Below are 24,354 nucleotides of genomic sequence, written 5' to 3'. Positions count from 1 at the left end.
TCGTCCAAGAATAGTGAGTGAGTACTCACTCATCAAATGAATTCTGGGCCACGAATCCATGTCAGGGGCATTGCCTAGGATGAACCCGTGAGCGCTCCTGTGACCCGCAGCATCCTCGGCCCGCTGGCCGGGCAGACCTTCGACGCCGTCATCTTCGACATGGACGGCACGCTCGTCGACTCGACCGCGGCGGTGATGCGCAGTTGGACGACCTGGGCCATCCGTTACGGGATCACCGCCGAACAGCTGGCCCACAGCCACGGCATGCCCTCGGGCATGATCATCGAGCGGCTGCTGCCCGAACACACTCGGGCCGAGGCCACCGAGTTCATCAACCAGCTCGAGGTCGACGATGTTGAGGGCGTGGTGCCGCTGCCCGGTGCGCGCGAGGCGCTGCTGGCGCTGGACGAGTCGCGTCGCGCCATCGCCACCTCATGCCACCGCCCACTCATGGATGCTCGGATGCGCGTCAGTGGGCTGCCCCGGCCCAAGGTCATTGTGACCGTCGATGATGTCGAGCGCGGCAAGCCGAACCCCGACCCGTTCCTGCGGGCGGCGGAGTGGCTGGCCGTTGACCCCGCCAAGTGCCTCGTGGTCGAGGACGCCCCGGCCGGACTGCAGGCGGCGCGGGCGGCCGGGTGCGCCACGCTGGCTGTGATCAGCACCAATACGCGTGACCGGCTTGAACCCGAGGCCGATGCCGTGGTCGACAACCTCGCCGCCGTGCGGTTCATCGACGACAGCTTCGACGGGGCCCGCCCCGGGGTGGTGGTCACCACCGCCTGAGCGGGCCCGTGGCAGTGCGTCTGATCAGAAGCCCGTGAACGGGTTGTGCTGTTCCTGCTCGTGCTGGGGCTGGTCGTGCTGCTGCTCGCCCTGGTCCTGGTCGTGCTGGGGCTGGTCGTGCTGCTGCTCGCCCTGGGGGTCGGCTTCGGCCTGGTCCTGCGCGTCCGAGGCGCGCTGCGGGCCGTCGAACTTCACGGCCGTGCCGTAGGCGGTGACCTCAGAGGCGCCGTCGCTGATCTTGCCGCCGTCGAAACGCAGGCCGATGACCGCGTCGGCGCCTGCCCGGGTGGCCATGTCGACCATCGCGGTGACGGCGGCCTGCCGGGTTTCGGTCAGGATCACGGCCAGGTCAGCCTGGGCGCGCATGTCACGCGGGCGGGTGACCACACCGATGACCTCACCGAGGATCTCGTGCACCTCGTGCCCCGGGATCGCCTCGGTGGTCGCCACGATGACCTCACGCTCGGCAATGACGGCCCTGCGGGGTTCGGGTTCGGGCACTGGGCTCGGCGGCACCGGGCTGGGCGGCACCTGACCCTGCTGGGGCTGGCCCGGGTACTGCTGGCCGGGGTACTGCTGACCGGGCTGCTGCGGCGCCGACTGGCTGTGCTGCGGCGCGCCCCAGCCAGGCTGCCCCGGCTGGTGTTGCTGCGGGGGCTGCCCGGGGCGCTGCGGGGCACCCCAACCACCGGGCTGCTGTGGCGGTTGCGGCTGCTGCGGCTGGCCCCACTGCGGGCCGGGCTGGCCCCACCCCGGCTGCTGCGGCGGCTGGTTGCCCGCGCCGGAGTTCGGTCCCCAGCCAGCCGACGGCTGTGACTGCGGCTGGCCATAGGGGTTCTGGCCGTACGGGTTGTTTCCGTAGGGAGGGTTGCTCATGCGCCCCAGCCTAGTTGGTGGTGTGGACCAGGACCCGGCAGAAGTTGGCGATCCTGCACGCGTAGCGGCAGCTCCGGCCAACTCCGGCCGGGTTCTGGACACCGCCGCTGGACACCGCCCGGCAGCCCATCAAATCGCCCCGGCCGCCACCGGTCGATAGGCTGGCCCCCGTGACTGAACAGAACGCCCCCACCCCCACCCCCGCGCAGACCGCCGCCGACCACGAGCAGGCCGTCTCGGAGCAGGTGCAGGTGCGGCGTGACAAGCGTCAGCGGTTGCTCGACTCGGGCCAGCAGGCCTACCCGGTCGACCTCGAACGTTCCCACACCCTGGCGCAGGTGCGCGAGCAGTGGGGCCACCTGGAGTCCGGTGACGAGACCCAGGACGAGGTCACCATCGGCGGCCGGGTCGTGTTCATCCGCAACACCGGCAAGCTGGCCTTCGCCACCCTGCAGGACGGCTTCACGCCGGCTGACAACGGCGAACGCCTGCAGGTGATGCTGTCGCTCGCCGAGGTCGGCGAGCAGCGGCTGTCCGACTGGAAGACCGATGTCGACCTGGGCGACTTCGTCTGGGTGCGCGGCCGCGTGATCTCGTCGCGCCGCGGTGAGCTCTCGGTGATGGCTGCCGACTGGCGCATGGCGTCGAAGGCCCTGCGGCCGATGCCCGTGCTGCACAAGGAACTCTCGGAAGAGGCCCGTGTGCGCCAGCGCTATGCCGATCTGGTGGTGCGCCCCGAGGCCCGCGAGATGGTGCGCACCCGCTCGGCGATCACCCGCAGCCTGCGCCGCACCCTTGAGGACCAGGGCTACCTCGAGGTCGAGACCCCGACGCTGCAGCTGATCCACGGTGGTGCCGCGGCGCGTCCGTTCAACACCCACCTGAATGCCTTCGACAACGACATGACGCTGCGCATCGCGCTCGAGCTCTACCTCAAGCGCGCCATGGTCGGCGGCACCGACCGGGTCTACGAGATGGGCCGCATCTTCCGCAACGAGGGCATCGACTCGACCCACTCGGCCGAGTTCACCATGCTCGAGGCCTACCAGTCCTGGGGCAACCAGTTCACCATTGCGCAGCTGGTCACCGACCTGATCCAGAATGCCGCCCGCGAGCTCGACCTGCTGCAGGTCGACTCGTCCCACGGCACCATCAACCTGGACGGTGACTGGACCTGGCTCGGCATGTACCCCGGCCTGTCAGCCGCGCTCGGCGAAGAGGTCACCCTCGATACCAGCCGCGCCGACCTCGAGCGCATCGCCGGCGCGCACGACATCGAGGTCAACCCCGCCTGGAACGACGGCAAGCTCGCCATGCAGCTGTTCGGCGACATCGTCGAGCCCACCCTAATCCAGCCGACGTTCGTGTGCGACTACCCGGCCGTCGCCCAGCCGCTGGCCCGTCCGCACCGCGACGACCCGCGCATGGTCGAGGCCTGGGACCTGATCATCGGAGGCGTCGAGCGCGGCACCGGGTTCAGCGAGCTGATCGACCCCATCGTGCAGCGCGACGTGCTCACCGCCCAGTCGCTGCAGGCGGCAGCCGGTGACCCCGAGGCGATGCAGTTGGACGAGGACTTTCTGGCGGCCCTCGAATTCGGCGCCCCGCCGATGGGTGGCCTGGGACTGGGCATCGACCGGCTCATCATGCTGTTCACCGGTGCCGGCATCCGCGAGACGATCCTGTTCCCGCTGCTGCGCCCGGCCTCGCACTGAGCCACCGACACTCCCGCACCCGACACCCCGCACCCGACACCCCGCACCCGAATCCCCGGACGCGCGAAACGCCGGGCCCCTCCAGGGGCCCGGCGTTGTCAACGTTCAGCGAGGGTGCCGGCTACTTCCACAGCGTCGACAGGGCAAACGCCGCCGCCATCAGGCCCATGCCGATCAGCACGTTCCAGTCACCCAGCGCCGACATGAAGTCGATCCGGTTGCCGGCGATGTAGTACACGACCAGCCACAGGCCACCCAGCACGCCGACAGTGATGAACAGCGGCGGTACCCAGCGGCGCGAGACATAGTCGGCCTTGGCCTGGCGCTCCCGGCGCTTCTGGGCGGCCTCGACGACGTCCTGCGTCTTGCGCTTGGTCGCCGCCGACTTCGACACCTTCGACTTGGCCATGCTTCGTGTCCCCCAATATCCGGTCGCGCCCATGGTCATGGGCCCCGTGGTTTCTGGAAGGTAGCCTAGTCGAGACCGGTCACACCACCGAAACCGCGAGGAGGAGCCATGGGCGCAGGCACCACCCCCGGGCCCCGACGGCGGCTGGCGACCCGGCTGCAGCGGCTGTTCCGCCGCGCCCATGCCCGTGCGCGACGACGCCGCAAGACCACCACCGGACGCCTCGCGAGCCTGCTGGTGGTCGCCATCGCGGCGCTGATGGCCACCATCGGCGCACTGTCGGTGCGCGGCGGTGACCCGCGCGCCGGCAACCGCGACCTTGCGGGGCAGGTGCAGGCTCGCTCGAACGAGAACAAGGCGTTGGCCGCCAAGGTGGCCGCCCAACGTGAAGAGCTCGACAAGCTCTCGAAGACGTCGGGCGACCCGGCCCTGAACGCGCAGCTCGAACAGGTATCAGCCCGGGCCGGCGCGTCCCCCGTGCAGGGACCGGCCGTGAAAGTCGTGCTCGATGACGCCCCGCTCGACGTCAAACCCGAGGGCGTCGACGAAGACCTGCTCATCGTGCACCAGCAGGACATCCAGATGGTGGTGAACCTGTTCTGGGGTGCCGGCGCCGAGGCCATGACGGTGCAGGGGCAGCGGGTCATCTCGACCACCGGCATCAAGTGCGTCGGCAACTCGGTGGTGCTGCACGGCATTCCCTATGCCCCGCCCTATGAGATCGTCGCCATCGGTGACACCGCCCGCCTGCTGACCGCGATCCAGGCCAGCAGCGAGGTCGCCATCTACAAGCAGTACGCCGAGGCCTATCGCCTGGGCTGGGCTCTCGAGCAGGTGCCGCACGTGACGATGCCCGGCTTCCAGGGCGAGGCGGCGCTGAAATACGCCAAGCCCCCGAGCTGAGCCCCTCGTGCACAGATCTCAGTAAACCCGGATCTCAGTCAACAGCAACCAACGGTGACATGCCCGCGGCCCGCTGCACCGCCCCCGCATCGCCGCAGTCGGCCAGCCAGTTGGCGAGCATCTGGTAACCGCCCTGGGTCAGCACCGATTCGGGGTGGAACTGCACCGCCTCGAGCAGCTTGTCGCGGTGCCGGATGCCCATGATCACGCCCGACTCGGTCAGGGCCGTCACCTGCAGTTCGTCCGGCAGGGTATCGGGGACGATCGCCAGCGAGTGGTAGCGCGTCGCCGTGAGCGGCGACGGCAGCCCCGCGAACACCCCCAGGTCGTGGTGGGTGACCAGCGAGGTCTTGCCGTGCAGCAATTCCGGGGCCCGGTCGACGACGGCGCCGTGCGCCACGGCCATCGCCTGCAGGCCCAGGCAGACACCAAAGATCGGGACGAGGCCGCCGTGGCTGCGGATGACATCGATGCAGACACCGGCGTCCTCGGGGGTGCCGGGGCCGGGTGAGACCAGGATGCCGTCGTAACCCGTGTGGAACCCGGGGTCGGCGAAGCGGGCGTCATCGTTGCGCCAGACGTCGACCTCAGCACCCAGCTGGGCCAGGTAGTGCACGAGGTTGTAGACGAATGAGTCGTAGTTGTCGATGACGAGGATCTTCACCGATCCATTGTGCCCCCAGGAGCCCGTCAGGGGGTGCCGTCGTTGCCCGGTGTGGACGCCCCGGAGCTGGTGTTCGGCGAACTCGGCGCCGGGGTCGAGGCCTGACTCGTCGCCGGTGTGCTCGGTGCGCTCGAGGCGGATGGGGACGAACTCACGGTCGGCGTCGGCGGGGCCACCGCCACCTCGACCTGGATCGGCTTGGTGCGGTCGGCCACCACACCGTCGCCCGGCGTCTGGTCGAACACCTCGCCGGGGCGTGCCTGCGAGGTCGGGGTTTCCACCACGGTGATCGTGAACCCGCTCTGCCGGGCCAGCGCCTCGGCATCAGCGGCGGTCTTGCCGCGCAGGTTCGGCACCACCGAGGTGCCGGTGGCGACGGTGATGGTCACCTCGGTGCCCTGTTGCACATCGGCGCCCTCTGAGGGGTTCACGTTCGAGACCTGCCCCTTGGAATACTGCACAGGCTCGGTCCTGGGGTCGTCCGCGACGACCTTGACCGTGAACCCGGCCTTCTTCAGCGCATCGGTGGCCTGGGCCTGGGTCATCCCCAACAGGCCCGTGGGCACCTTGCTGGTCTTCGGGCCAAGGTTCACCGTGATGTTGACGGCCGTGCCCTCGGGCACCGTCGCCTGCATCACCGGGTTCTGCTCGACCACCTGGCCACGGGTCTCTTCGGCCTGGTTCACATAGGTCACGGCACCGACCCGCAGTTTGTAGTTCACGATCGTCGACTTGGCGGCGTTCTCGCTGAGCCCGACCACGCCGGGCACCTGCACCTGGGTGACCACCGGGGTCTCGGCCGGCTTGAACACCTGCCACAGCCCATAGCCCAGAGCGCCCACGAGCGCCAGCACCAGCACGGCGACCACGATCGGCAGTGTGCGGTTCTTGCGTTCGGGTTCGTCGTCGACGTCGGCCATCGCGTCGACCTGGTCGGACGAGGCCCCTGCGCCGGCCACGAGGGGCGTCACGGGCGGGTCCGGCGGCACGGGCAGCGCCACGGGCACCACGGCGGTGACCGGCTCGCCCGCCAGCAGGCGGCCGATGTCGTCATGCATTTCCTCGGCGCTCTGGTAGCGCTGGGCCGGGTCCTTCGCCAGCGCCTTCAGCACGATCGCATCCATCGCCGGCGTGATCTCGGGGTCGAGCTCGCTCGGCGCGACCGGCAGCTCACGCACATGCTGGTAGGCGACGCTCACCGGGGAGTCGCCGATGAAGGGCGGGCGACTCACCAACAGCTCGTAGAGCAGGCAGCCGGCCGAATAGATGTCGGAGCGGGCGTCCACGGTCTCGCCGCGGGCCTGCTCGGGTGACAGGTACTGGGCCGTGCCGATGACCGCAGCGGTCTGGGTCATGGTGGCCGAGGTGTCCGACACGGCGCGGGCGATGCCGAAGTCCATCACCTTCACCACACCGTCGGCAGTGAGCATGACGTTGGCGGGTTTGATGTCCCGGTGCACGATGCCGGCGCGGTGCGAATAGGCCAGGGCGCCCAGCGTGCCCTGGACGAACTCCAGCGCCCGTTCGGGCAGGATCTTGCGGCCGTCGCGCAGCACATCCTTGAGGGTGTGGCCCTCGATCAGTTCCATCACGATGTAGGGCACGGTGATGTGCGTGGTGGGGTCGTCCGCCTCGCCGGTGTCGTAGACGGCGACGATGTTGGGGTGGTTCAGGCCGGCGGCGGCCTGCGCCTCACGGCGGAACCGGGCCTGGAACGTCGGGTCGGTCGCCAGGTCGACCCGCAGCCGCTTGATCGCCACGTCACGGTGCAACCGGATGTCACGGGCGCGCCACACTTCAGCCATCCCGCCGCGCCCGATGATCTCGTCGAGCCGGTAGCGGTCACCGAGCACACTGCCCTGCACCGTCATCGGTCTGGTCCTTTCCGTGGGCGGTGTCATCACCGTCGTCTGCTCCCCATCCTGCCCGGGGTGGTGCTGCTGAGTGTCGTCGTTGTCGTTCATTTCAGCGCCTCAATCACTGCTTTGGCGATGGGGCCGCCCAGACGGCCGCCCGCGATCTCACTTCGGTCAATGTCGGCGTCCTCGATGAAGACGGCCACGGCCACGTTCGGGTTCTCGCTGAACGCGACGAACCATGCATACGGGGGCCTGTTCGGGTCGGACTGCGCCGTGCCGGTCTTGCCGCCGACGCGCGTGCCGTCGACCTTCGCCGGCTTGCCGGTGCCGTCGTCCACGACCACCACCAGCATGTCGGCCAGCAACCTGGCGTTGTCGGTGCTCATGGCCTTGTCGAGCTTGACCGGTCGGTGCGTCGAGATCACCGACAGGTCGGCATCGCGCACCTCTTTGACCATGTACGGCTGCATCACCTGGCCGCCGTTGGCGATCGCGCCGATGACCATGGCCATCTGCAGCGGGGTGGCCGCCACCTCGTACTGGCCGATGGCGCTCATCGCGGTCTGCGGGGTGTCGAGCGTGGTCGGGAAGTTGCTCGTCGCCCACGGCACATCGGTCGGCACGGTCTTGTTGAAGCCGAACTTCTCGGCCTGGGCGTTGAGCTTGTCGGCACCCAGGTCCATGCCGATGTTGGCGAACGCCGTGTTGCACGAGACCTTGAGCGCCTGTTCGAGGGTCACCTCGGCGCCACCACAGTTGATCTGGTTGGTCAGCGTGACATTGCTCTGCGGCAGCCGCAGCGACTCGGGGGCCTTGAACAGGCTGCCCGGCGCCGACCCGTTCTCGAGGGCTGCGGCGGCGGTGACGAGCTTGAATGTCGAGCCGGGCGGGTAGATCTCTTTGGACGCCCGGTTGGCCAGCGGCCTGTTCTTGTCGGCGTTGAGGTCCTTCCACGCCTTCTGCGAGGTGGCGAGGTTCGTCGATGACAGCGCATTGGGGTCAAACGTCGGCAGGCTGACATAGGTCAGCACGGCCCCGGTGGTCCAGTCGAGCGCCACCACCGCACCCTTGCGGCCGGCCAGGCCGTCGTAGGCGGCCTTCTGGGCGGCGGCGTCCAGGGTGGTGAGCGTCGAACCGCCCGCCGGTGCCTTGCCGGTCAGCCGGTCGACCAGCCGGTTGAAGAACTGGTCGTCGCTGGTGCCGGCCAACTGCTTGGAGTAGTTCAGCTCGATGCCGGCCGAGCCGAAGTCATAGGCGTAGTAGCCGGTGGCATGGGCATACAGCGCCGGCTGGGAGTAGCGGCGTGCAAACGCGAATCGTCCCGACTGGGGCACCGACTGCGCGATCGCGTCGGTGCCCACCAGGATGGCGCCGCGGTTGCGCGCGTACTCGGCATCGGTGACGCGACGGTTGCGGGTGTCATGGTTCAACGTGGTGGCACGTCCCACTTCGAGCCAGCTCGCGTTGACCAGCAAGGCGAAGAACATCACGGCGGCCACCACGGCGACCTTGCGGATGGGTCTGTTCATGGGGTCACCACCTGGGTCTCGTCGTCCATGCCGGCCTGCCCGGTGGGGCCGCTCGGGCTGGTCAGTGCCACCTGTTCGGGCATCGGGTCGTGCTTGAGCACCGCAACGGGCTTGCGCCCGTTGTGGCTGATCACGATCAAAATGCCGATGATCACCCAGTTGGCGACCAGGGACGAGCCGCCCTGGCTCATGAATGGCGTCGTCAGCCCGGTGAGCGGCAGCAGCCTGGTGACGCCGCCGATGATGGCGAAGACCTGCAGGGCAAACACGAACGACAACCCGCAGGCGAGCAGCTTGGTGAACTCGTTACTGGTGCTCAGTGCCGCGCGCAGACCACGCGAGACAAGGATGGCGTAGATCAGGATGATCGCCATCAGCCCCGCGATGCCGAGTTCTTCGCCGATGGCGGCGCTGATGAAGTCACTCTTGGCCAGCGGGGTCAACCCCGGCCGTCCCAGACCCCAGCCTCGTCCGGTCAAACCGCCCCACGCGAAGCCGTACTGGGCGCTGATCACCTGCAGGTTCTGGTCGAAATTCTCGAACGGGTTCAGCCAGGCCGAGACCCGGACGCGCACATGCCCGAACAGTTGGTAGGCGGCCAGGGCCCCGACGGCGAAGCTCGACACCCCGATCACGACCCAGCCGATGCGCTCGGTGGCCACGTAGAGCATCATCACGAACAGCCCGAAGAACAGCAGCGCCGTGCCCAGGTCGGACTGGAAGACCAGCACTGCCATCGCGGCGGCCCACATCAGCCCGATGGGCAGCAGGTCGCGCAGCCGCGGAAACTGGATCGGCCCGAACCTGAACCCGGACAGCGCCAGCACCTCGCGCTTGGCCACCAGGTAACTGGCGAACGCGAACGCGAGCAGGATCTTGGCCACCTCGGATGGCTGGAACGAGTAACCGGCCACGCGGATCCAGATGCGCGAGCCGTTCAGCTCGACGCCAAGACCCGGTACCAGCGGCAGCAGCAGCAGCCCCAACCCGGCCAGGAACAACAGGTAGGGGAACCGGTCGAACCGGCGCAGGTCACGGATGAAGATGACCACCAGGGCGAACAGCACCATGCCCAGCCCGGTCCAGATGAACTGGGTGTACGCGTCGGCGCGCGGCGGGGTGGGGATCTGGTCGATGCGGTGGATCATCGCCAGCCCGAGCCCGTTGAGCGCGATCACGCACGGCAGGATCAGCGGGTCGGCATAGGGGGCCGCGAAGCGGATCACCAGGTGCGCGGCCAGGGCCATGCCGAGCCACAGCCCGCACACCCAGCCCCAGTTGTCGGGGATCTGGCCGGTCAGGTTCAGCCCGGTCAGCAGCCAGCCGCCCAGGCCGAGCGCGCACGCCACGAGCAGCATCGCGAGTTCGGTGTTGCGGCGCTTGTGGTAGCTGACCAGCACGGCTCCGGGGGCTGCGGTGCTGGGCAACCCCGCGACCGCGCGCCCGGACACGTCTGCGGCACCGGCTGCCTGCTGGGCGATGGCGGCGTTGCCGCCGTCACCGGTGGCCACGTAGCCGCTCATCAGCAACCCTCTCCCGGCGCGGGTGAGGCCGTGGCGGACGGCGTGGCTGCGGTCTGCGACAGCACCGGCGACGAGCTGGGGGTCTGTGATGCGCTCGGCCCGGCACTTGGCAACGCGCTGGCCGTCGAGGGCTGCGGCGTGCCGCTCGGGCTCGGGGCGGTCGAGGGGGTTCGTCCCTTCGCGCGCTGCTCGCGGCAGGCGTTGGCGAACACGCGCAACTCGGCGACGGTGGCGCGGGCGGAGTCGAGGTCGGCCACGTCGATCGTGGCGTGCACTTTTTGTTGGTAGAACGCCGGCAGGTCGTCCACCTTGACGTCGGTGTCCTCGGCCTTGCGCTGGAACTTCACGCCGAGCAGCTGGCCGGGCACGCCGTTGTAGATCGCGACCGTCCCGCCGCTGGCACCGACGTAGTACTGGGTGCGGGTGTAGGCGATGCCGGCGAATGCGATGCCCATGAGCGCGACGAGGATGAGCACGGTGCTGATCACAGGGGCGAACCAGCGGCGGCGGCGCACCAGGGTGGGGGCGTAGCGGATCGACTCGACCTGTTCGGGGTCGATCACCACTGGTGCCGGGGCGCGGGGGATGCGGTTGCCGTCTTCGGTCTGCAGCGGTTCGTCGTCGCCCAGGTCAATACCGGCCTCGGGCACGTCGGGGATGCGGGTGTCGATGGCTGCGCCGACGACCACGGCCGGCTTCGCGTCGAGCTCGTCGTCCTGGGGCACCACGTCGGCCAGCACGATGGTGATGTTGTCGGCGCCACCGCCGGCATAGGCGGCCTTGACAAGGCCGTTCATGGCATCGTCGAGTGATTCGTTGCGCAGGTGCTCGAGGATCGTGGCGTCGTTCGCGAAGCCGCACAGGCCGTCGCTGCACAGCAGCAGCCGGTCGCCCAGGCTCAGGTCGTACAGGAATGCGTCGGGGGTGTGGGTGGGCTGGCCGTTCAGCACCTTCAGCAACAGGTTGCGGTGCGGGTGGGTCTCGGCCTCGGCCTCGCTGATCTTGCCCTCGGCGACCAGCGACATCACCCACGAATGGTCGGTGGTGATGCGGTCGAGGTGGCCGTCGCGCAGCACGTAGGCGCGTGAGTCACCGATGTGGACGATGCCGAGCTGGTCACCCGAGAACATGGCGCCGGTGACAGTGGTGCCCATGCCGTCGAGCGAATGGTCGGCGGCGACGAGGTCGGCGAGCTTGTCGTTGGCCCGGCTGACGGCCCCGGCGAGCACCGAAAGCATGTCTTCGCCGGTGTGCCGCTCATCGACGCGTTCGACGAAACTGATGGCGACGGTGCTGGCCAGGTCGCCGGCGGCGGCGCCGCCCATGCCATCGGCGACGACCAGCATGTTGGGTGAGGCGAAGCCGGAATCCTGGTTGTTCTTGCGCAGGGGCCCGGTCTCGGAATGGGAGCGCACATCGAGGCTGAACGTCATGGGCGTTCCAGCTTCATGACGGTGCGGCCGATGCGGATGGTGTCGCCGTTCTGCACCTGGGTGGGCACCGTGACACGCACGGTGTTCAGGCTGGTGCCGTTGGTCGAGCGCAGGTCTTCGAGCCACCACTGGCCCTCGTCGTCACGGGTCAGCTGGGCGTGGCGGGTCGAGGCGTAATCATCGTCCAGGTTGAGTGCCGAGTCGGCGGCCCGGCCGAGACCCACCACGCCGGCGAGGGGGATGGTGAGGCCTGCCTGGCGACCCTCGATGACCCGCAGGACGGTGGGGGCGTTGCGCGCGGTGCGCTTCTTGCGGGGGCGGCCCGGGTGCTCGAGGGTGGGGCCTTCGGTGGCGGTCGCCACCTGCCGCCCGAACATGTCGGTGCGGATGACGTTGGCCGCGAAGAGGATGAAGGCCCACAGCACGGCGAGGAAGGCGATCTTGAGCGCCCCGACGATCAGTTCGCTCAAGCTATGACCCCGCGGGGGAGTGCACCAGCATGCGCGTGGTGCCGATCTCGAGGCGGGTGCCGTCGGTGATCGTGGCCTCGCGGCATTTTGTGCCGTTGACGATGATGCCATTGGTGCTGCCGAGGTCTTCGATGCGGATGCTCACATCGTCGCCGTCACCGCTGACGTGGATCATCGCGTGCTTGCGGCTGATGCCGGGGTCATTGATGCGCAGGTCGGCTTCTGAACCTCGTCCGATCAGCAGCCCGGGCGGGGTGAGGGGGTGGCGCACGCCGTTGACCTCGAGCACCAGCGGCGAGCGGTGCGCGCGGGGGCGGCGGTGCGGGTGGGCAGCTTCGTGGGGACCGTCGGCGGCAGAGCTCGAGACGGTGAACCGACCGGTCGGCAGCGACTCGTCGAGTTCGTAGTCGATGACGATGGGGCCATTGAACACGTAGCGACGCTCGGCGGCATGGTCGCGCAGTTCGGGCACGATCTCGGCATTGAGGGTCTTGGCATAGGGCACGAGCCGCTCGTAGTCACGCTGCGACAGGCCGACCACGAAGGAGTTCGGCACGAGGCGCTTGTCACGGCTGAGCAGCTTGGCCTCGGAGTCGAGCTCGCGCTGCAGTCGTGCGGCGATCTCGACCGGCTGCACGTCACCCTTGAAGGCGCGGGCGAACACGCCGTTGACGGCGCCCTCGATGGACTTCTCCATTTTGTCGAACAGGCCCACGGTCACTCCCTTCCGGTGATTGCCACTGTTGCCCTGGTCAATGCTAGCGACGCGGGGGCAGCCACCAGAGTACCTGCAGGGCTGGTGGGGGTCACTGCCCGCGCCGGTGGTGGAGCCGGTGGTGGAGCCGGTGGTGGGATGGTGGTGCGGGTTCGGGTGCCACTGGGGTGGTGGGTGCCGGGTGTCCGGAATCGGGCCGGAGTTGGTCAAACCGGGCGCTGGTGGGGCGGAATGGCGAAGTTCGGCCGGGTTCTGGTCACCAGCCCCAGCCGGCAGGTGCCCGCGAGAGCACACTGGAGGGGTGCCGATGCCGTCACCTGTCGAAGCTGCCCCACCCCTCGAACCCGCTCACCTTGTCGAGCCCGCCGTCGCCCTGGTCGAGCAGTGGCTGCAGACCAGCCACAGCATTCCGGTGGCCGGTCAGGCGGCCCAGCTGACAGCCCTGCTCGCCGACCCGCATGGCCTCGAGTTCGCCGTCGGGTTCATCGACGGGGTGATCCGCCCCGAAGACCCACGCGCCGCCGCCGACCAGCTGCGCAGGCTTGCCCGGGACGTGCCGCGCTCGATCCCGCCGCACCTGCGGGCGGGGCTGCGACTGGCTGCGGCGGGGGCGCGTGTCGCCCCGCAGCTCGTGGTGCCCGTGGTGCGCCGCGCCCTGCGCGCGATGGTGGGCCACCTGGTGGTTGACGCCTCTGACCGTGCTCTGACAAGGCAGCTCAGCCGCCTGACCCGTGACGGCGCCAAGCTCAACGTCAACCTGCTCGGCGAGGCCGTGCTGGGCCGCTGCGAGGCCGATCGTCGCCTGGCCCAGCTGCTCGACCTCGTGCACCGCCCCGATGTCGACCACATCTCGGTGAAGGTCTCGGCAGTCATCGCCCCACATTCGCCCTGGGCGTTCGACGAGGCCGTCGATGACATCTGCGCCCGGCTCACGCCCCTGTACCGCGCCGCCCACGTCGCGGGCTGCTTCATCAACCTCGACATGGAGGAATACCGCGACCTGCGCCTGACCACGGCGGTGTTCCGGCGCCTGCTCGATGCCGACGACCTGCTCACCATGCGCGCCGGCATCGTGCTGCAGGCCTACCTTCCCGAGGCCCTGCCCACCCTGCGTGACCTCACCGACTGGTCGAGCGCCCGCGTCGCCCGTGGGGGAGCCCCCATCAAGGTGCGCGTGGTCAAGGGTGCCAACCTGCCCATGGAGGTTGTCGAGTCGCAGCTGCGCGGCTGGCCCCGGGCCACGTGGTCGACCAAGCAGCAGACCGATTCCCACTACCTGCGCCTGCTCAACCAGGCCCTGCGCCCCGAGCACACGCAGGCAGTGCGCATCGGCATCGCCGGCCACAACCTGTTCGACCTCGCCTGGGCCTGGCTGTTGGCCACCGAGCGGGGTGTGCAGCACCAGGTCGAGGTCGAGATGCTGCTGGGCATGGCCCCCGCCCAGGCCGAGGCGGTGCGCCGCACCACCGGGTCGCTGCTGCTCTATACCCCCGTCGTGCACCCGCAGCACTTCGACGTGGCCATCAGCTACCTCGTCCGCCGCCTCGACGAGGGCGCCTCGCCGCAGAACTTCCTGTCCGCCGTCACCGGCCTGGCCGACGAACCTGCCCTGTTCGCCCGTGAACGTGACCGGTTCACCGCCTCGGTCACGGCCATGGACGAGGCAGTGCCGGTCACGTTCAGGACCCAGGACCGCACCCAGCACCCCTCACCCGCCCACTCGCCCAGCCCGTTCACCAACGAACCCGACACCGACCCCGCCCTGCCCGCCAACCTCGCCTGGGGCCGCGCTGTCCTGGCCCGCCTGCCCCTGCCCCCGGACGACCTCGCGGCCCACCGCATCACCACCCCAGATGCCCTCGAAACAACCGTTGACAAGGCCATCCGTTCCGCCACCGGCTGGGCCGACCTCGGCGCAGCAGGCCGCGCCCAGATCCTGCGCCGGGCCGCCGATGAACTGTCCGCCCGCCGCGCCGACCTGCTCGCCGTCATGGCCGATGAATGCGGCAAGACCCTTGACCAGGGCGACCCCGAGGTCAGCGAGGCCATCGACTTCGCCCGCTGGTACGCGGACTGCGCCGAGCAACTCGACCACCTCGACGGTGCCACCCAGGTGCCGCCGCGGCTCATCGTGGTCACCCCGCCCTGGAACTTTCCCCTCGCCATCCCCGCCGGGTCGACCCTGGCTGCCCTCGCCGTGGGGGCGTCGGTCATCATCAAGCCCGCCCCGCAGGCCGAACGCTGTGGCGTGGCCATGGTCGAGGCGCTGTGGGCGGCCGGCGTGCCCCGCGATGTGCTGCAGGTGGCACTCGTGCCTGAGGGCACTCTCGGCCAGGCCCTGATCAGCGACCCTCGCGTCGACCGGGTGGTGCTCACCGGCGGCTACGAGACCGCCGAGATGTTCCTGGGTTGGCGCCCCGGGCTGTCATTGCTCGCCGAGACGAGCGGCAAGAATGCCATCATCGTCGCCCCCAGCGCCGACGTCGACCTGGCCGTGAAAGACGTTGTCGCCTCGGCATTCGGCCACGCCGGGCAGAAGTGTTCGGCCGCCTCGCTGGTGATCCTGGTCGGCCAGGTGGCCCGCTCCCGGCGCTTTCGTGAACAGCTCATCGACGCCGTCGAAAGCCTCGCCGTCGGCTGGCCCGACGACCCTCGCAGCCAGGTCGGCCCGCTCATCACCCCTGCCGCCGGCAAGCTCGCCGACGCCCTCACACGGCTTGAAGCGGGCCAGTCGTGGTGGGTCGAGCCGCGTCCCCTCGACGATTCAGGCCGCCTGTGGTCACCGGGTGTGCGCGGCGGCGTGCGTCCCGCCTCGGAGTTCGCGCGCATCGAGTACTTCGGCCCCGTGCTCGGCGTCATGGCCGCCGAGACGCTGGACGAGGCCATCGCCTGGCAGAACGCCGTCGACTATGGCCTGACGGCGGGGTTGCACACGCAGCAACCGGCCGACGTCACCCGTTGGGCCGACCGGGTGCAGGCGGGCAACCTGTACGTCAATCGGGGCATCACCGGCGCGATCGTGCGCCGGCAACCCTTCGGCGGCTGGAAGAAGTCGGCCGTCGGCCCGGGCGCCAAGGCAGGCGGGCCCAATTACCTGCTGGCGTTGTCAGACTGGGTTTCAGCCCCGGCCGCACCTTCCGGGCCGATCACGTCTGCGGGGCTGGCACTGCTTGCGCAGCACATCACCCTGAGCCGCGACGAGCGCGACTTCCTGGACCGGGCCTTCCGCAGCGATGCCCGTGCCGCGGCCGAGCTCGGTGCCGCCCATGACCCCACCGGCCTCGAGGTCGAGGCCAACCTGCTGCGCTACCGACCCACCCCGGTGCTGGTGCGGGTCGGGGCCGACGCCAGCCCCAGCCAGGTGCTCAGGGTCGTCGGCGCCGGGCTCGCGCTCGGGGCCGACAAGGGGTCGCCGATCGTCGTCTCGTGTGCCGGTACCCTGCCGGGCGACGTCGTCCGGGCCCTGGCGGTCGCCGGCGTGCGCGTGAGGCCACGCGACCACGACTGGGTCTCGCGGCTGGGCCACCCGCACCACCGCGTGCGGCTCATCGGCATCGACCGCGCCGACGTCGCCCGCGAGGTGGGAGCTCGGGCCGATGTGGCCCTGTACGACCAGCCCGTCACCGAATCCGGACGACTGGAAGGCCTCGTGTTCGTCCACGAACAGGCGGTCTGCGTCACCAACCACCGGTTCGGCGAAGTCCGCGGGCTGAGCGATGCTGTCAGCGGGTGATCGGCAGCCCGCCACCGGTGCCGAAGGCCCGGCCGTTCGAGGGCGAACCGTCCTCGAACTGGTTCACCATCGAATGCGCCGCGCGCTGCAGGTAGTCGCGCAGCAGCGCATCGAGTTCCGGTTCGAGCGCCACGGCGTCGACGCCGGCCATGATGTGGTGCAGCCACCGGTCGCGGGCCGTGGGCGTCACGGCGAACGGCACGTGCCGCATGCGCAGACGCGGGTGGCCGCGGGTCTCGGAATAGGTCGTCGGGCCGCCCCAGTACTGCTCCAGGAACATCCGCAGCCGCACCTTGGCAGGGCCGAGGTCCTCTTCGGGGTACATCGGCTTCAGCAGGGGATCGTCCGCGACACCCGCGTAGAACACGTCGGTGATGCGTTCGAAGGTGGCGCGGCCACCCATGCGTTCGTACAGGGTGGTTTCGGGCTCGGTGGTTTCGGGCTCGGTGGTTTCGGACGACTCAGTGGTCTCGGTCATTCACAGCTCTCAGCGATTCGAGTGCCGCGCGGCAGGCGGCGATCTTCTCCTCATCCCATTCTGCCGCCTGCTCGGGATCGGGCTCGAACACACCCAGCATCAGGGCGGTGAAGCCAAGACCGACCATGGTCCACTCGGCCTGCGTGCCGGTGCCGAAGGGGTCACTCGTCGTCGGACGCCCCCAGGCGTTCGGATTGGTGATGGCCTTCAGGGCCGCACCCTCGAGCCAGGCCCCGCCGAGCCGGGTGACCGACTCGATCGTGGTCGTCGGCGCCAGGTCGGGCTTCAGCCGGAAGCCGATCAGGTCGAGCGTGGCCTGGTAGTACTCGGCGCTCAGCTCGTGGAACCGCGTCTCGGCAGCACCCATCGCGTCCTGCAGGTCGCCCTGGAGTGCGACCTTGGTCGGCAGCCCCGCAAGCGTGGCGCTCAGCGTCAGGAACGTGTGCCACTCATTCGACGTGGTCAGGATCTCTGCCGTGCTCTGGGACGTCGCCCGGCAGAGTTCAACAGCCACCGCGCGACGTCCGGCGGCCGTGGCGAGCTGGGGCAACAGTTCATCGGCGCGCTCGAGGGCAACCTTGGGCCCGGACTGCTGCCAGGCCGCCGTGGCGTGGTGGTTGCTCTGGGCGAGTTCACGCAGCAGGTCGGCGTAATAGTGCTGCTTGGTGGGCCAGCGGCGATAGACGGTGCTGCGGGCGACGTTCGCGTCGGTGATCAGTTCTTCGTAGCGCAGCTGGTCGAAGCTGATGCGCAGCCCCTCGCCCTGCACCCTCGCCACGCCCACGTCGAGCATGCGCTGGGTGGTTTCACGATCGGACAGTCGTTCGTGGCGCGGTTCGCGCCCGAAGGGGTCCAGCTCTGCCATCTGTCCTCCACAAGTTCAGCGCGGTCAGGTCAGAAACTTACCCGTGTCAATCGGTACTCGTCGACGGGCGCGCCTGATCTGCTGGTCCCATCATGTCTTCCAGGCCACCAGAAGGTGCAGCGGCCGCGCCAGCGGAGACGGCCATCACCAGATTGCCCCCGGTGACAGGGGTCTTCAGGCTCGGGACGTGAGTGCCCAGAATCGGGCTGGAGTTCGCCGAACGTGCCGTCCTCGGGGCTGTGTGCCAAGGTTTGGCCGGGTTCTGGACATGAACGCCGGCAGTGGTGAAGGCGGGTGCGTGCGGCTTGGTGGGAGTGCGGCACCTGCCCATCGACTCTCGCTGACGCCATGTCCACGTGTCTTGGCCACGAGCTGCCGCACAACACAGTTCAGCCCGGACCCTGTGAAGGATCCGGGCTGAACAGGTGGTCGGGGTGACAGGATTTGAACCTGCGGCCTCGTCGTCCCGAACGACGCGCGCTACCAAGCTGCGCCACACCCCGATTGGTTTCCTGCGGGAAGACCGAGGATCACTGTATCCCACATGGTCACGTGAGCGCCAAACGGGGTCAGTCCTCAGCGGGCGACGAGCCGCAGCAGTGTCGCCTCGGGGCGGCAGAACAGCCGGTAGGGGGCGAACGGTGAGGTGCCCAGGCCGGCTGAGACATGCAGTGCGCTCGTGTGGCCGCCGGCCGTGTGCTGGCTGAGGCCCTTGACCCGGTCGACGTCCAGGTCACAATTGGTGATCAGCGCCCGGGACGGCAGGCAGACCTGGCCGCCATGGGTGTGCCCGGCCATCACCAGGTCAACCCCGTCGGCCGTCATCGCGTCGAGCAGGCGCAGGTACGGCGCATGGGTCACGCCGATCGACAGGTCGGCCTGCGGCGTGGGAGGGCCGGCCACGACGTCATAGCGGTCGCGGGCCAGGTGCCCGTCGTCGGTGCCACGCAGTTCGATGGTGTGCCCGGCCACCTGCAGCAGCGCGCGCCGGTGGGTCAGGTTGGCCCAGCCGCGGGCGGTGAAGCCGTCCCGCAGCGCCGTCCAGGGCAGGTTGCCGAAGACTGGTGAGGCCGGCTCGTGGCCCGGCAGCGTGGCGCGGGTCAGGTAGCCCAGCGGGTTCTTGAATGTGGGCGCCACATAGTCGTTCGACCCGAAGACGAAGGCCCCGGGCACGTCGAGCAGTTCGTCGAGGGCTTCGAACAGCGGGGCGACGGCATCGGCCGACGAGATGTTGTCGCCGGTGTTGATGACCAGGTCGGGCTTCAGGTCGGCCAGGCCGGCGATCCAGTCCAGCTTCTTGTGGTGGCCCGGCAGCAGGTGGATGTCGCTGAGGTGCAGCACCGAGACCGGCGCGCTGCCCGGGGGCAGCACCCGTGCCGTGGCGCGGCGCAGGGTGTACATCCGCGCCTCGGCGAAGGCATAAGCCCCCACGGCCGCGCCGAGACCGGTCAGCGCGGCCAGCCCGAGCCCGACCCGACGGGCAGGGCTCAGCGGTTGCTCCGGGCTCACCGCTTGGGGCCGGGGGTGCCGTTGCCCGGCTTGGTGGGCTGGGTCGACGGCTGTGTGGCCTGGGTGGTGGGACTCGTCGGGCTGGCGGGCTTGGTCGCCGGGCTCGACGGCTGCGGGGCAGGCTCCGGCCCGGACGAGATCATCAGGTAGATCGTGGCACCCATCGGCTGGCTGCCCTTGGGGCTCGTGCCCAGGAACGTGCCGGCGGGGAAGTTCGAGGCCCGTCGCCAGGTCACCGTGTTGAAGCCTGCCGCCTCGAGCGTGCGGCGGGCCTCGGCCAGGCTCATGCCCGAGGTGTCGGGCACCTGCACCTTCTTGCCCTCGAGCACCCGCGTTGACGGGGCGGTGAACGCGGTGTTCGGCTGGCCCTTCAACGCCTCGGCCATGGCGACCTTGTAGATGCGGCCGGCGTCACCAGAACCGGAGCCCTCGAGGCTCGTGCCGGACGGGGTGGTCCAGCGCTTCAGCGACTTCGTGCGGCCGTTCCAATAGGCGTTGCCCTTGTCGACGGCGATCATCGCGATACCGGCCCGCTCGGGGGTGTAGCCGGCGAACCAGACGGCCTCGTTCGAGTCGGTGGTGCCGGTCTTGCCGGCCTGGTTCCAGCTGCCCTCGATGCGGGCGCGCACACCGGTGCCGGGGCGTTCCATGACCTTCGACAGCACGTAGTTGACGCCGTCGGCGACCTCGGGCTCCATGACCTTGGTGCACTTGCTCGGGGGCACCGCGAACGACTTGTCCTGCTTGTTGACGACCGACTTCAGGATGAGGGGGTCGCAGCGCACGCCGCGGTTGGCGAAGGTGGCATAGGCCGAGGCCAGCGACAGCGGGGTCACCTCGGCGGCACCGAGCACGAACGAGGGGTTGCTGCCCTGGTCCTTGTTCAGGTCGGCGCCACTGGCGAGCTTCACACCCGCGCGCTGGGCGATGTCGGTGACCTTGCAGATGCCGACGGCCTGTTCCAGCTGCACGAAGTAGGTGTTCACCGAGCCCTGGGCACCCTGGATCATGTTGATCCGGCGGTTGTCGTAGCCGCCCACCGAGTTCGAGACCGTCCAGTCCTCGTTCAGGGTGAAGCTGCCCTCACAGTTCTTGAACGTCTTGCCCTCGAACGACATCGGCGAGGTGGCGGTGAACGACTGGTCGGGCGTCATGCCCGCCTCGATGGCGGCCGCGACGGCGAACGCCTTGAACGTCGAACCGGCCTGGAAGCCCATGCCGTCTCCGTACTTCTTCTCGACGTTGTAGTTCAGGAACGTCTGGCCGGCCTTGGTGCCCATCTCGGTGCGCGACTGGGCCATGGCGACGATCAAACCGGTCTGCGGCTCGATGATGACCGACGAGCCGATGGCCGGGTCGGTCGGCGTGATCATGTCATTGATGGCGGCCTCGGCAGCGCGCTGGGTGCGCGGGTCGATCAGCGTCTGGATGGTCAGGCCACCACGCTTGATCAGGTTCCACCGCTCCTCCTCAGTCTTGCCGAGGCTCGGCATCGCATCGCTGACCATCACCCGGCGCACATAGTCACAGATGAAGGGGAACTCCGAAGCAGCGCAGCCGTTCGGCTGTGGCTGCACGTTCGAGGGGTTCCACTTCACCTCCTTGGCCTTGTCAGCCTGCTCCTGCGAGACATAACCGAGGTCAGCCATGCGGTTCAGCACCACATTGCGGCGCGCGACCGCGGCGCCGGGGTTCAGCCGCGGGTTCGTCAGGTTCGGGTTCTGCACCAGGCCGGCGAGCATCGCGGCCTGGTCGAGCGTCAGCTTGGCCGCGGTGGTGTTGAAGAAGTGCCGGGCAGCCGCCTCGACGCCATAGGCGCCGTCGCCGTAGTAGGCGATGTTGAGGTAGCGCTCCAGGATCTCCTGCTTCGACAGGCGCTTCTCGAGGGCGATGGCATAGCGCAGCTCGCGCACCTTGCGGGCCAGCGTCTCTTCCGTGGCACGCTGCAGGGCGGCGGGGTCATTGTTCTGCTCGGCGTCATTGACGAGCACCTGCTTGACGTACTGCTGGGTGATGGTCGAACCACCCTGGGTCGAGGCGCCGGCCGAGTTGCGCACCAGCGCACGGATCGTCCCGGTTGGGTCGAACGCGCCGTGCTCATAGAAGCGATGGTCCTCGATGGCGAGCTGTGCCCACTGCATGTTGTTGTGGATCGAGCGCAACCCCACGTAGACGCGGTTCTGGTCATAGAAGGTGGCCAGCACCGAGCCGTCGGCCATCAGGATGCGCGACTGCTCGGACTGTGGTGGGATCTCGAGGGAGGCCGGCAGCTGGTCGAGGCTGTCGGCCCCTGCCTTCGACACGCCGCCCAGCATGGCGACGAACGGCACGGCGAGTCCCGCGGTGAGCACACCCGCCAGAACACTCACCGCGAAAAACATCAGCAAGGCATAGACCTTGTTGGCCTTCGTTCGCTTCATGGTTTTCAGGGTACGTGACACGCGCAAGATTTCCGGCATCTGCCTAGTGGGCTGTGGATACCCCTGTCAAGCGTGCAGTGACAAGCCCGGACGATCATGACCCGGGCCCCTGCACGGGGGTGCGGCTGAAGTAGTGTGTGCGCCATGACGACTTGGGAGTACTTCACCGCGCCGATCCTGACCCACGTGTCGACGCAGATCCTCAACAACTTCGGCCGTGATGGCTGGGAGCTCGTGCAGATCGTTCCGGGGCCGAACCCCGAGAACCTCGTCGGCTACTTCAAGCGCCCGCTGCAGCAGGCGCCCGACGCCTCGCAGGCCCAGCGGTGAAGCCGTCGGAACGCCTCGCGGAGATGGGGCTGAGCCTGCCCCCCGTCGCTGCGCCGCTGGCCGCATACGTGCCCGCCATCCGCGTCGGTGACCAGGTCTGGACCTCTGGCCAACTGCCCCTGATCAACGGCACGCTGCATGCGGCCGGCAAAGTCGGCGCCGAGGTCGACATCGAACAGGCCACCGAGGCGGCGCGGGTGGCGGCACTCAATGCCATCGCCGCCGCCGCGTCGCTGGCGGGCGGCATCGATGCGATCCGCCGCGTCGTGAAGGCGACAGTCTTCGTGGCCTCATCGCCCGGGTTCACGGGTCAGCCCGGCGTGGCCGATGGCGCGTCCAGCCTGCTGGCAGATGTGTTCGGTGACCAGGGCAACCACGTGCGTTCGGCGGTCGGCGTCGCGGTGCTGCCCATCGACGCGCCCGTCGAGCTCGAGCTGGTCGTCGAGGTCTGAGGACCTACCGGAGCAGGCCGGTGGCCCGGGGCGGATTCATTCCACCCGGGCCAGCAGTTTCTGCGGCATCAGCACCCGGAACTCGCGCGGCCGCACCTCGATGATGCCCCGGCTCTCGTAGTCGGTGAGCACCTTGTTGACCGTCTCGCGTGAGGCGCCGACGATCTGGGCCAGTTCGGTCTGGGTGAGGTCGTGGCGCACCCACTGCGAGTCCTCGTTGACCGGGTCGGAATCCTCGCCGAACCGTTCGAGCAGGTGCATCAACAGCCATGCCACCCGGCCCGAGACGTCCGAGAGCACCATGCCGGTGGTGTGGTCGTCGCTGCGGCGCAACCGGGTGGCGACGACCTGCAGCATCGCCAGCGCCACGTCCTGGCGCATGCCCACGAGCGCGGCCAACTGGTTGCCCTCGAACCGCAACAGCGTGGCTGCTGTCACCGCCTTGGCCGTCGACGAGCGGGTGCCCTGGTCGAACACCGACAATTCGCCGAACATGTCGCCGGGGCCCATCACCCACAGCAGCGACTCGCGTGTCTGCACCGTCGTCGCCCGGCGACGGGCGGCCACCGTCAGCTTCTCGCCCGGCCGCGGCGGGGGTGGCGGGGGCTGGTGCTTCGAGGTGCGGCTGAGCTTCACCTTGCCGGTCAGGATGAGATAGCACTGCCGTGCCGGGTCGCCGGTGTGGAAGATCTCTTCACCCCGGTGCACCCGCAGTTCGGTGGCCGCCGCCATCACGCGTTCGCGCGAGGCCTCGCTGAGCTGGGCGAGAAACGGCGCCTGCTTGAGTGCAGCCGCTCGTTGTGCCGCCGTTGATGCCTGTGTTGGCCTTGACAACTCATCCCCCTATGGTGAGCGGTCCCGTGCTGTCCTGTCACTGACCTTACGGTTCCGTAACTGTCACACTGAGCGTATCGGAGCGCTGTGACATTAATTGCACCGGGTATCGCGAACTAGACTGCCTGCGTGCCCCGTCCCGTCGCCCCCGCCGTCGTCCCGCCCTCGCAGGCTGCCCGCGAGCAGGCCGCGCTGGTCAACCAGCTGCTGGCCGAGACCTATCCGCAGGCCCGCTGCGAGCTCGACTTCACCGACCCGTTCGAGCTGCTGGTGGCCACCGTGCTGTCGGCCCAGTCGACGGACAAGCGGGTCAATGCGATCACACCCGCATTGTTCGCGCGATTTCCTGATGGGCGGGCGATGGCCGCCGCGGATCTTGACGAGCTCGAGCAGATCATTCGTCCCACGGGGTTTTTTCACAACAAAGCACTTGCGTTGAAGGGGATCGGGCAGGCGCTGGTCGACGAATTCGATGGTGCCGTGCCCGGCACGCTGGACGAACTGGTGACCCTGCCCGGGGTGGGGCGCAAGACGGCCAATGTCGTGCTCGGCAACGCCTTCGGTGTGCCCGGCATCACGCCTGACACCCACCTGATTCGCGTGTCGGGACGGTTGGGCTGGACGACCTCTGCCAAGCCCGACATCGTCGAGGTCGAGGTCGGCAACCTGTTCGACCCCGCCGACTGGGTGATGGTCTGCCACCGGGTGATCTGGCATGGACGCCGCCGCTGCCATGCCAGGCGACCGGCCTGCGGGGCGTGCCCGCTGGCAGGGGTGTGCCCGAGCTTTGGTGAGGGGCCGACCGACCCCGAGGTGGCGACCAAGCTGGTGAGGGAACCGCGAGGATGAGG

Annotated in this window: 21 protein-coding genes and 1 tRNA gene; 7 read left to right on the top strand and 15 right to left on the bottom strand. The window is 68.9% G+C overall.

Going from position 1 to position 24,354, the window contains the following annotated elements; genetic code table 11:
• Window positions 1–87 precede the first annotated feature (87 nt).
• Entirely contained in the window at window positions 88–786 is a 699-nt protein-coding gene (locus ACQCX5_RS04400) for an HAD-IA family hydrolase (RefSeq protein ID WP_434540796.1), read from the top strand.
• A 24-nt stretch (window positions 787–810) separates the two neighbouring features.
• Here the strand turns inward: ACQCX5_RS04400 and ACQCX5_RS04395 are convergent, their stop codons facing one another.
• Window positions 811–1,662 carry a heavy metal-binding domain-containing protein gene (locus ACQCX5_RS04395; protein ID WP_434540795.1) on the bottom strand — a complete coding sequence of 284 codons (852 nt, stop codon included), beginning with the start codon at window positions 1,660–1,662 and terminating at the stop codon, window positions 811–813.
• Window positions 1,663–1,907: 245 nt separating this feature from the next.
• On the opposite strand from ACQCX5_RS04395, the gene lysS reads away from it, so the two are divergent.
• Window positions 1,908–3,377: a lysine--tRNA ligase gene (gene lysS / locus ACQCX5_RS04390; RefSeq protein WP_434541288.1), complete on the top strand. Its 1,470-nt coding sequence runs from the start codon at window positions 1,908–1,910 to the stop codon at window positions 3,375–3,377.
• Window positions 3,378–3,498: 121 nt separating this feature from the next.
• On the opposite strand, the gene ACQCX5_RS04385 is transcribed toward lysS, so the two are convergent.
• Window positions 3,499–3,786 (bottom strand): cell division protein CrgA, encoded by a 288-nt coding sequence (locus ACQCX5_RS04385; RefSeq protein WP_434540794.1) that lies wholly within the window; start codon window positions 3,784–3,786, stop codon window positions 3,499–3,501.
• A gap of 108 nt (window positions 3,787–3,894) precedes the next feature.
• Between ACQCX5_RS04385 and ACQCX5_RS04380 the strand changes: the two genes are divergently transcribed.
• A complete protein-coding gene (locus ACQCX5_RS04380) occupies window positions 3,895–4,689 on the top strand; it encodes a DUF881 domain-containing protein (RefSeq protein WP_434540793.1) in 795 nt (264 codons plus the stop codon).
• 34 nt (window positions 4,690–4,723) lie between these two features.
• On the opposite strand, the gene ACQCX5_RS04375 is transcribed toward ACQCX5_RS04380, so the two are convergent.
• The 7 genes from ACQCX5_RS04375 to ACQCX5_RS04345 form a co-directional block, all read right to left on the bottom strand.
• On the bottom strand, window positions 4,724–5,353 hold the full coding sequence (locus ACQCX5_RS04375; RefSeq protein ID WP_434540792.1) for an aminodeoxychorismate/anthranilate synthase component II: 630 nt from the start codon (window positions 5,351–5,353) through the stop codon (window positions 4,724–4,726).
• A gap of 26 nt (window positions 5,354–5,379) precedes the next feature.
• On the bottom strand, window positions 5,380–7,224 hold the full coding sequence (gene pknB / locus ACQCX5_RS04370; RefSeq protein WP_434540791.1) for a Stk1 family PASTA domain-containing Ser/Thr kinase: 1,845 nt from the start codon (window positions 7,222–7,224) through the stop codon (window positions 5,380–5,382).
• Window positions 7,225–7,313: 89 nt separating this feature from the next.
• A complete protein-coding gene (locus ACQCX5_RS04365) occupies window positions 7,314–8,741 on the bottom strand; it encodes a peptidoglycan D,D-transpeptidase FtsI family protein (RefSeq protein ID WP_434540790.1) in 1,428 nt (475 codons plus the stop codon).
• Entirely contained in the window at window positions 8,738–10,099 is a 1,362-nt protein-coding gene (locus ACQCX5_RS04360) for an FtsW/RodA/SpoVE family cell cycle protein (protein WP_434541287.1), read from the bottom strand. The genes ACQCX5_RS04365 and ACQCX5_RS04360 overlap by 4 nt, the downstream gene beginning before the upstream one ends.
• 164 nt (window positions 10,100–10,263) lie before the next feature.
• Window positions 10,264–11,697 (bottom strand): protein phosphatase 2C domain-containing protein, encoded by a 1,434-nt coding sequence (locus ACQCX5_RS04355; protein WP_434540789.1) that lies wholly within the window; start codon window positions 11,695–11,697, stop codon window positions 10,264–10,266.
• A complete protein-coding gene (locus ACQCX5_RS04350) occupies window positions 11,694–12,167 on the bottom strand; it encodes an FHA domain-containing protein FhaB/FipA (RefSeq protein WP_434540788.1) in 474 nt (157 codons plus the stop codon). The genes ACQCX5_RS04355 and ACQCX5_RS04350 overlap by 4 nt, the downstream gene beginning before the upstream one ends.
• 1 nt (window position 12,168) lies before the next feature.
• Window positions 12,169–12,882 (bottom strand): FhaA domain-containing protein, encoded by a 714-nt coding sequence (locus ACQCX5_RS04345; protein ID WP_434540787.1) that lies wholly within the window; start codon window positions 12,880–12,882, stop codon window positions 12,169–12,171.
• 301 nt (window positions 12,883–13,183) lie between these two features.
• Between ACQCX5_RS04345 and ACQCX5_RS04340 the strand changes: the two genes are divergently transcribed.
• Window positions 13,184–16,615 carry a proline dehydrogenase family protein gene (locus ACQCX5_RS04340; RefSeq protein ID WP_434540786.1) on the top strand — a complete coding sequence of 1,144 codons (3,432 nt, stop codon included), beginning with the start codon at window positions 13,184–13,186 and terminating at the stop codon, window positions 16,613–16,615.
• On the opposite strand, the gene ACQCX5_RS04335 is transcribed toward ACQCX5_RS04340, so the two are convergent.
• From ACQCX5_RS04335 to ACQCX5_RS04315, 5 genes are all read right to left on the bottom strand, one after another.
• The gene (locus ACQCX5_RS04335; RefSeq protein ID WP_434540785.1) at window positions 16,605–17,093 is read right to left on the bottom strand and encodes a globin; all 489 of its coding nucleotides are present in this window, start codon (window positions 17,091–17,093) and stop codon (window positions 16,605–16,607) included. The two genes, ACQCX5_RS04340 and ACQCX5_RS04335, sit on opposite strands and share 11 nt — an antisense overlap.
• Window positions 17,077–17,958, bottom strand: a complete 882-nt coding sequence (locus ACQCX5_RS04330) for a hypothetical protein (RefSeq protein WP_434540784.1) — start codon at window positions 17,956–17,958, stop codon at window positions 17,077–17,079. The genes ACQCX5_RS04335 and ACQCX5_RS04330 overlap by 17 nt, the downstream gene beginning before the upstream one ends.
• Window positions 17,959–18,384: 426 nt before the next feature.
• Window positions 18,385–18,461, bottom strand: a tRNA-Pro gene (locus ACQCX5_RS04325).
• Window positions 18,462–18,534: 73 nt separating this feature from the next.
• Window positions 18,535–19,449 carry a metallophosphoesterase gene (locus ACQCX5_RS04320; protein ID WP_434541286.1) on the bottom strand — a complete coding sequence of 305 codons (915 nt, stop codon included), beginning with the start codon at window positions 19,447–19,449 and terminating at the stop codon, window positions 18,535–18,537.
• Between the two features lie 14 nt (window positions 19,450–19,463).
• On the bottom strand, window positions 19,464–21,887 hold the full coding sequence (locus ACQCX5_RS04315) for a transglycosylase domain-containing protein (RefSeq protein ID WP_434540783.1): 2,424 nt from the start codon (window positions 21,885–21,887) through the stop codon (window positions 19,464–19,466).
• 144 nt (window positions 21,888–22,031) lie between these two features.
• On the opposite strand from ACQCX5_RS04315, the gene ACQCX5_RS04310 reads away from it, so the two are divergent.
• The gene (locus tag ACQCX5_RS04310; RefSeq protein WP_434540782.1) at window positions 22,032–22,217 is read left to right on the top strand and encodes a DUF4177 domain-containing protein; all 186 of its coding nucleotides are present in this window, start codon (window positions 22,032–22,034) and stop codon (window positions 22,215–22,217) included.
• 23 nt (window positions 22,218–22,240) lie between these two features.
• Window positions 22,241–22,669 (top strand): RidA family protein, encoded by a 429-nt coding sequence (locus ACQCX5_RS04305; protein ID WP_434541285.1) that lies wholly within the window; start codon window positions 22,241–22,243, stop codon window positions 22,667–22,669.
• Window positions 22,670–22,705: 36 nt separating this feature from the next.
• On the opposite strand, the gene ACQCX5_RS04300 is transcribed toward ACQCX5_RS04305, so the two are convergent.
• Window positions 22,706–23,503 (bottom strand): Crp/Fnr family transcriptional regulator, encoded by a 798-nt coding sequence (locus tag ACQCX5_RS04300; protein WP_434540781.1) that lies wholly within the window; start codon window positions 23,501–23,503, stop codon window positions 22,706–22,708.
• A gap of 129 nt (window positions 23,504–23,632) precedes the next feature.
• On the opposite strand from ACQCX5_RS04300, the gene nth reads away from it, so the two are divergent.
• Window positions 23,633–24,352 (top strand): endonuclease III, encoded by a 720-nt coding sequence (gene nth, locus ACQCX5_RS04295; protein WP_434540780.1) that lies wholly within the window; start codon window positions 23,633–23,635, stop codon window positions 24,350–24,352.
• Window positions 24,353–24,354 lie beyond the last annotated feature (2 nt).

This window comes from Aestuariimicrobium sp. G57, assembly GCF_050110855.1.
In the GTDB taxonomy this organism is placed as follows: Bacteria; Actinomycetota; Actinomycetes; order Propionibacteriales; family Propionibacteriaceae; genus Aestuariimicrobium.
This window is presented reverse-complemented; position numbering and strand designations above follow the sequence as displayed.

What these genes read in the sequence shown, in the direction of transcription:
- ACQCX5_RS04365 (WP_434540790.1), bottom strand. Translation starts at nt 8,741, where the DNA reads ATGAACAGACCCATCCGCAAGGTCGCCGTGGTGGCCGCCGTGATGTTC.
- ACQCX5_RS04355 (WP_434540789.1), bottom strand. Translation starts at nt 11,697, where the DNA reads ATGACGTTCAGCCTCGATGTGCGCTCCCATTCCGAGACCGGGCCCCTG.
- ACQCX5_RS04310 (WP_434540782.1), top strand. Translation starts at nt 22,032, where the DNA reads ATGACGACTTGGGAGTACTTCACCGCGCCGATCCTGACCCACGTGTCG.
- pknB (WP_434540791.1), bottom strand. Translation starts at nt 7,224, where the DNA reads ATGACGGTGCAGGGCAGTGTGCTCGGTGACCGCTACCGGCTCGACGAG.
- ACQCX5_RS04305 (WP_434541285.1), top strand. Translation starts at nt 22,241, where the DNA reads ATGGGGCTGAGCCTGCCCCCCGTCGCTGCGCCGCTGGCCGCATACGTG.
- ACQCX5_RS04330 (WP_434540784.1), bottom strand. Translation starts at nt 17,958, where the DNA reads ATGGCAGAGCTGGACCCCTTCGGGCGCGAACCGCGCCACGAACGACTG.
- ACQCX5_RS04395 (WP_434540795.1), bottom strand. Translation starts at nt 1,662, where the DNA reads ATGAGCAACCCTCCCTACGGAAACAACCCGTACGGCCAGAACCCCTAT.
- ACQCX5_RS04335 (WP_434540785.1), bottom strand. Translation starts at nt 17,093, where the DNA reads ATGACCGAGACCACTGAGTCGTCCGAAACCACCGAGCCCGAAACCACC.
- ACQCX5_RS04385 (WP_434540794.1), bottom strand. Translation starts at nt 3,786, where the DNA reads ATGGCCAAGTCGAAGGTGTCGAAGTCGGCGGCGACCAAGCGCAAGACG.
- ACQCX5_RS04315 (WP_434540783.1), bottom strand. Translation starts at nt 21,887, where the DNA reads ATGAAGCGAACGAAGGCCAACAAGGTCTATGCCTTGCTGATGTTTTTC.
- ACQCX5_RS04380 (WP_434540793.1), top strand. Translation starts at nt 3,895, where the DNA reads ATGGGCGCAGGCACCACCCCCGGGCCCCGACGGCGGCTGGCGACCCGG.
- ACQCX5_RS04360 (WP_434541287.1), bottom strand. Translation starts at nt 10,099, where the DNA reads ATGCTGCTCGTGGCGTGCGCGCTCGGCCTGGGCGGCTGGCTGCTGACC.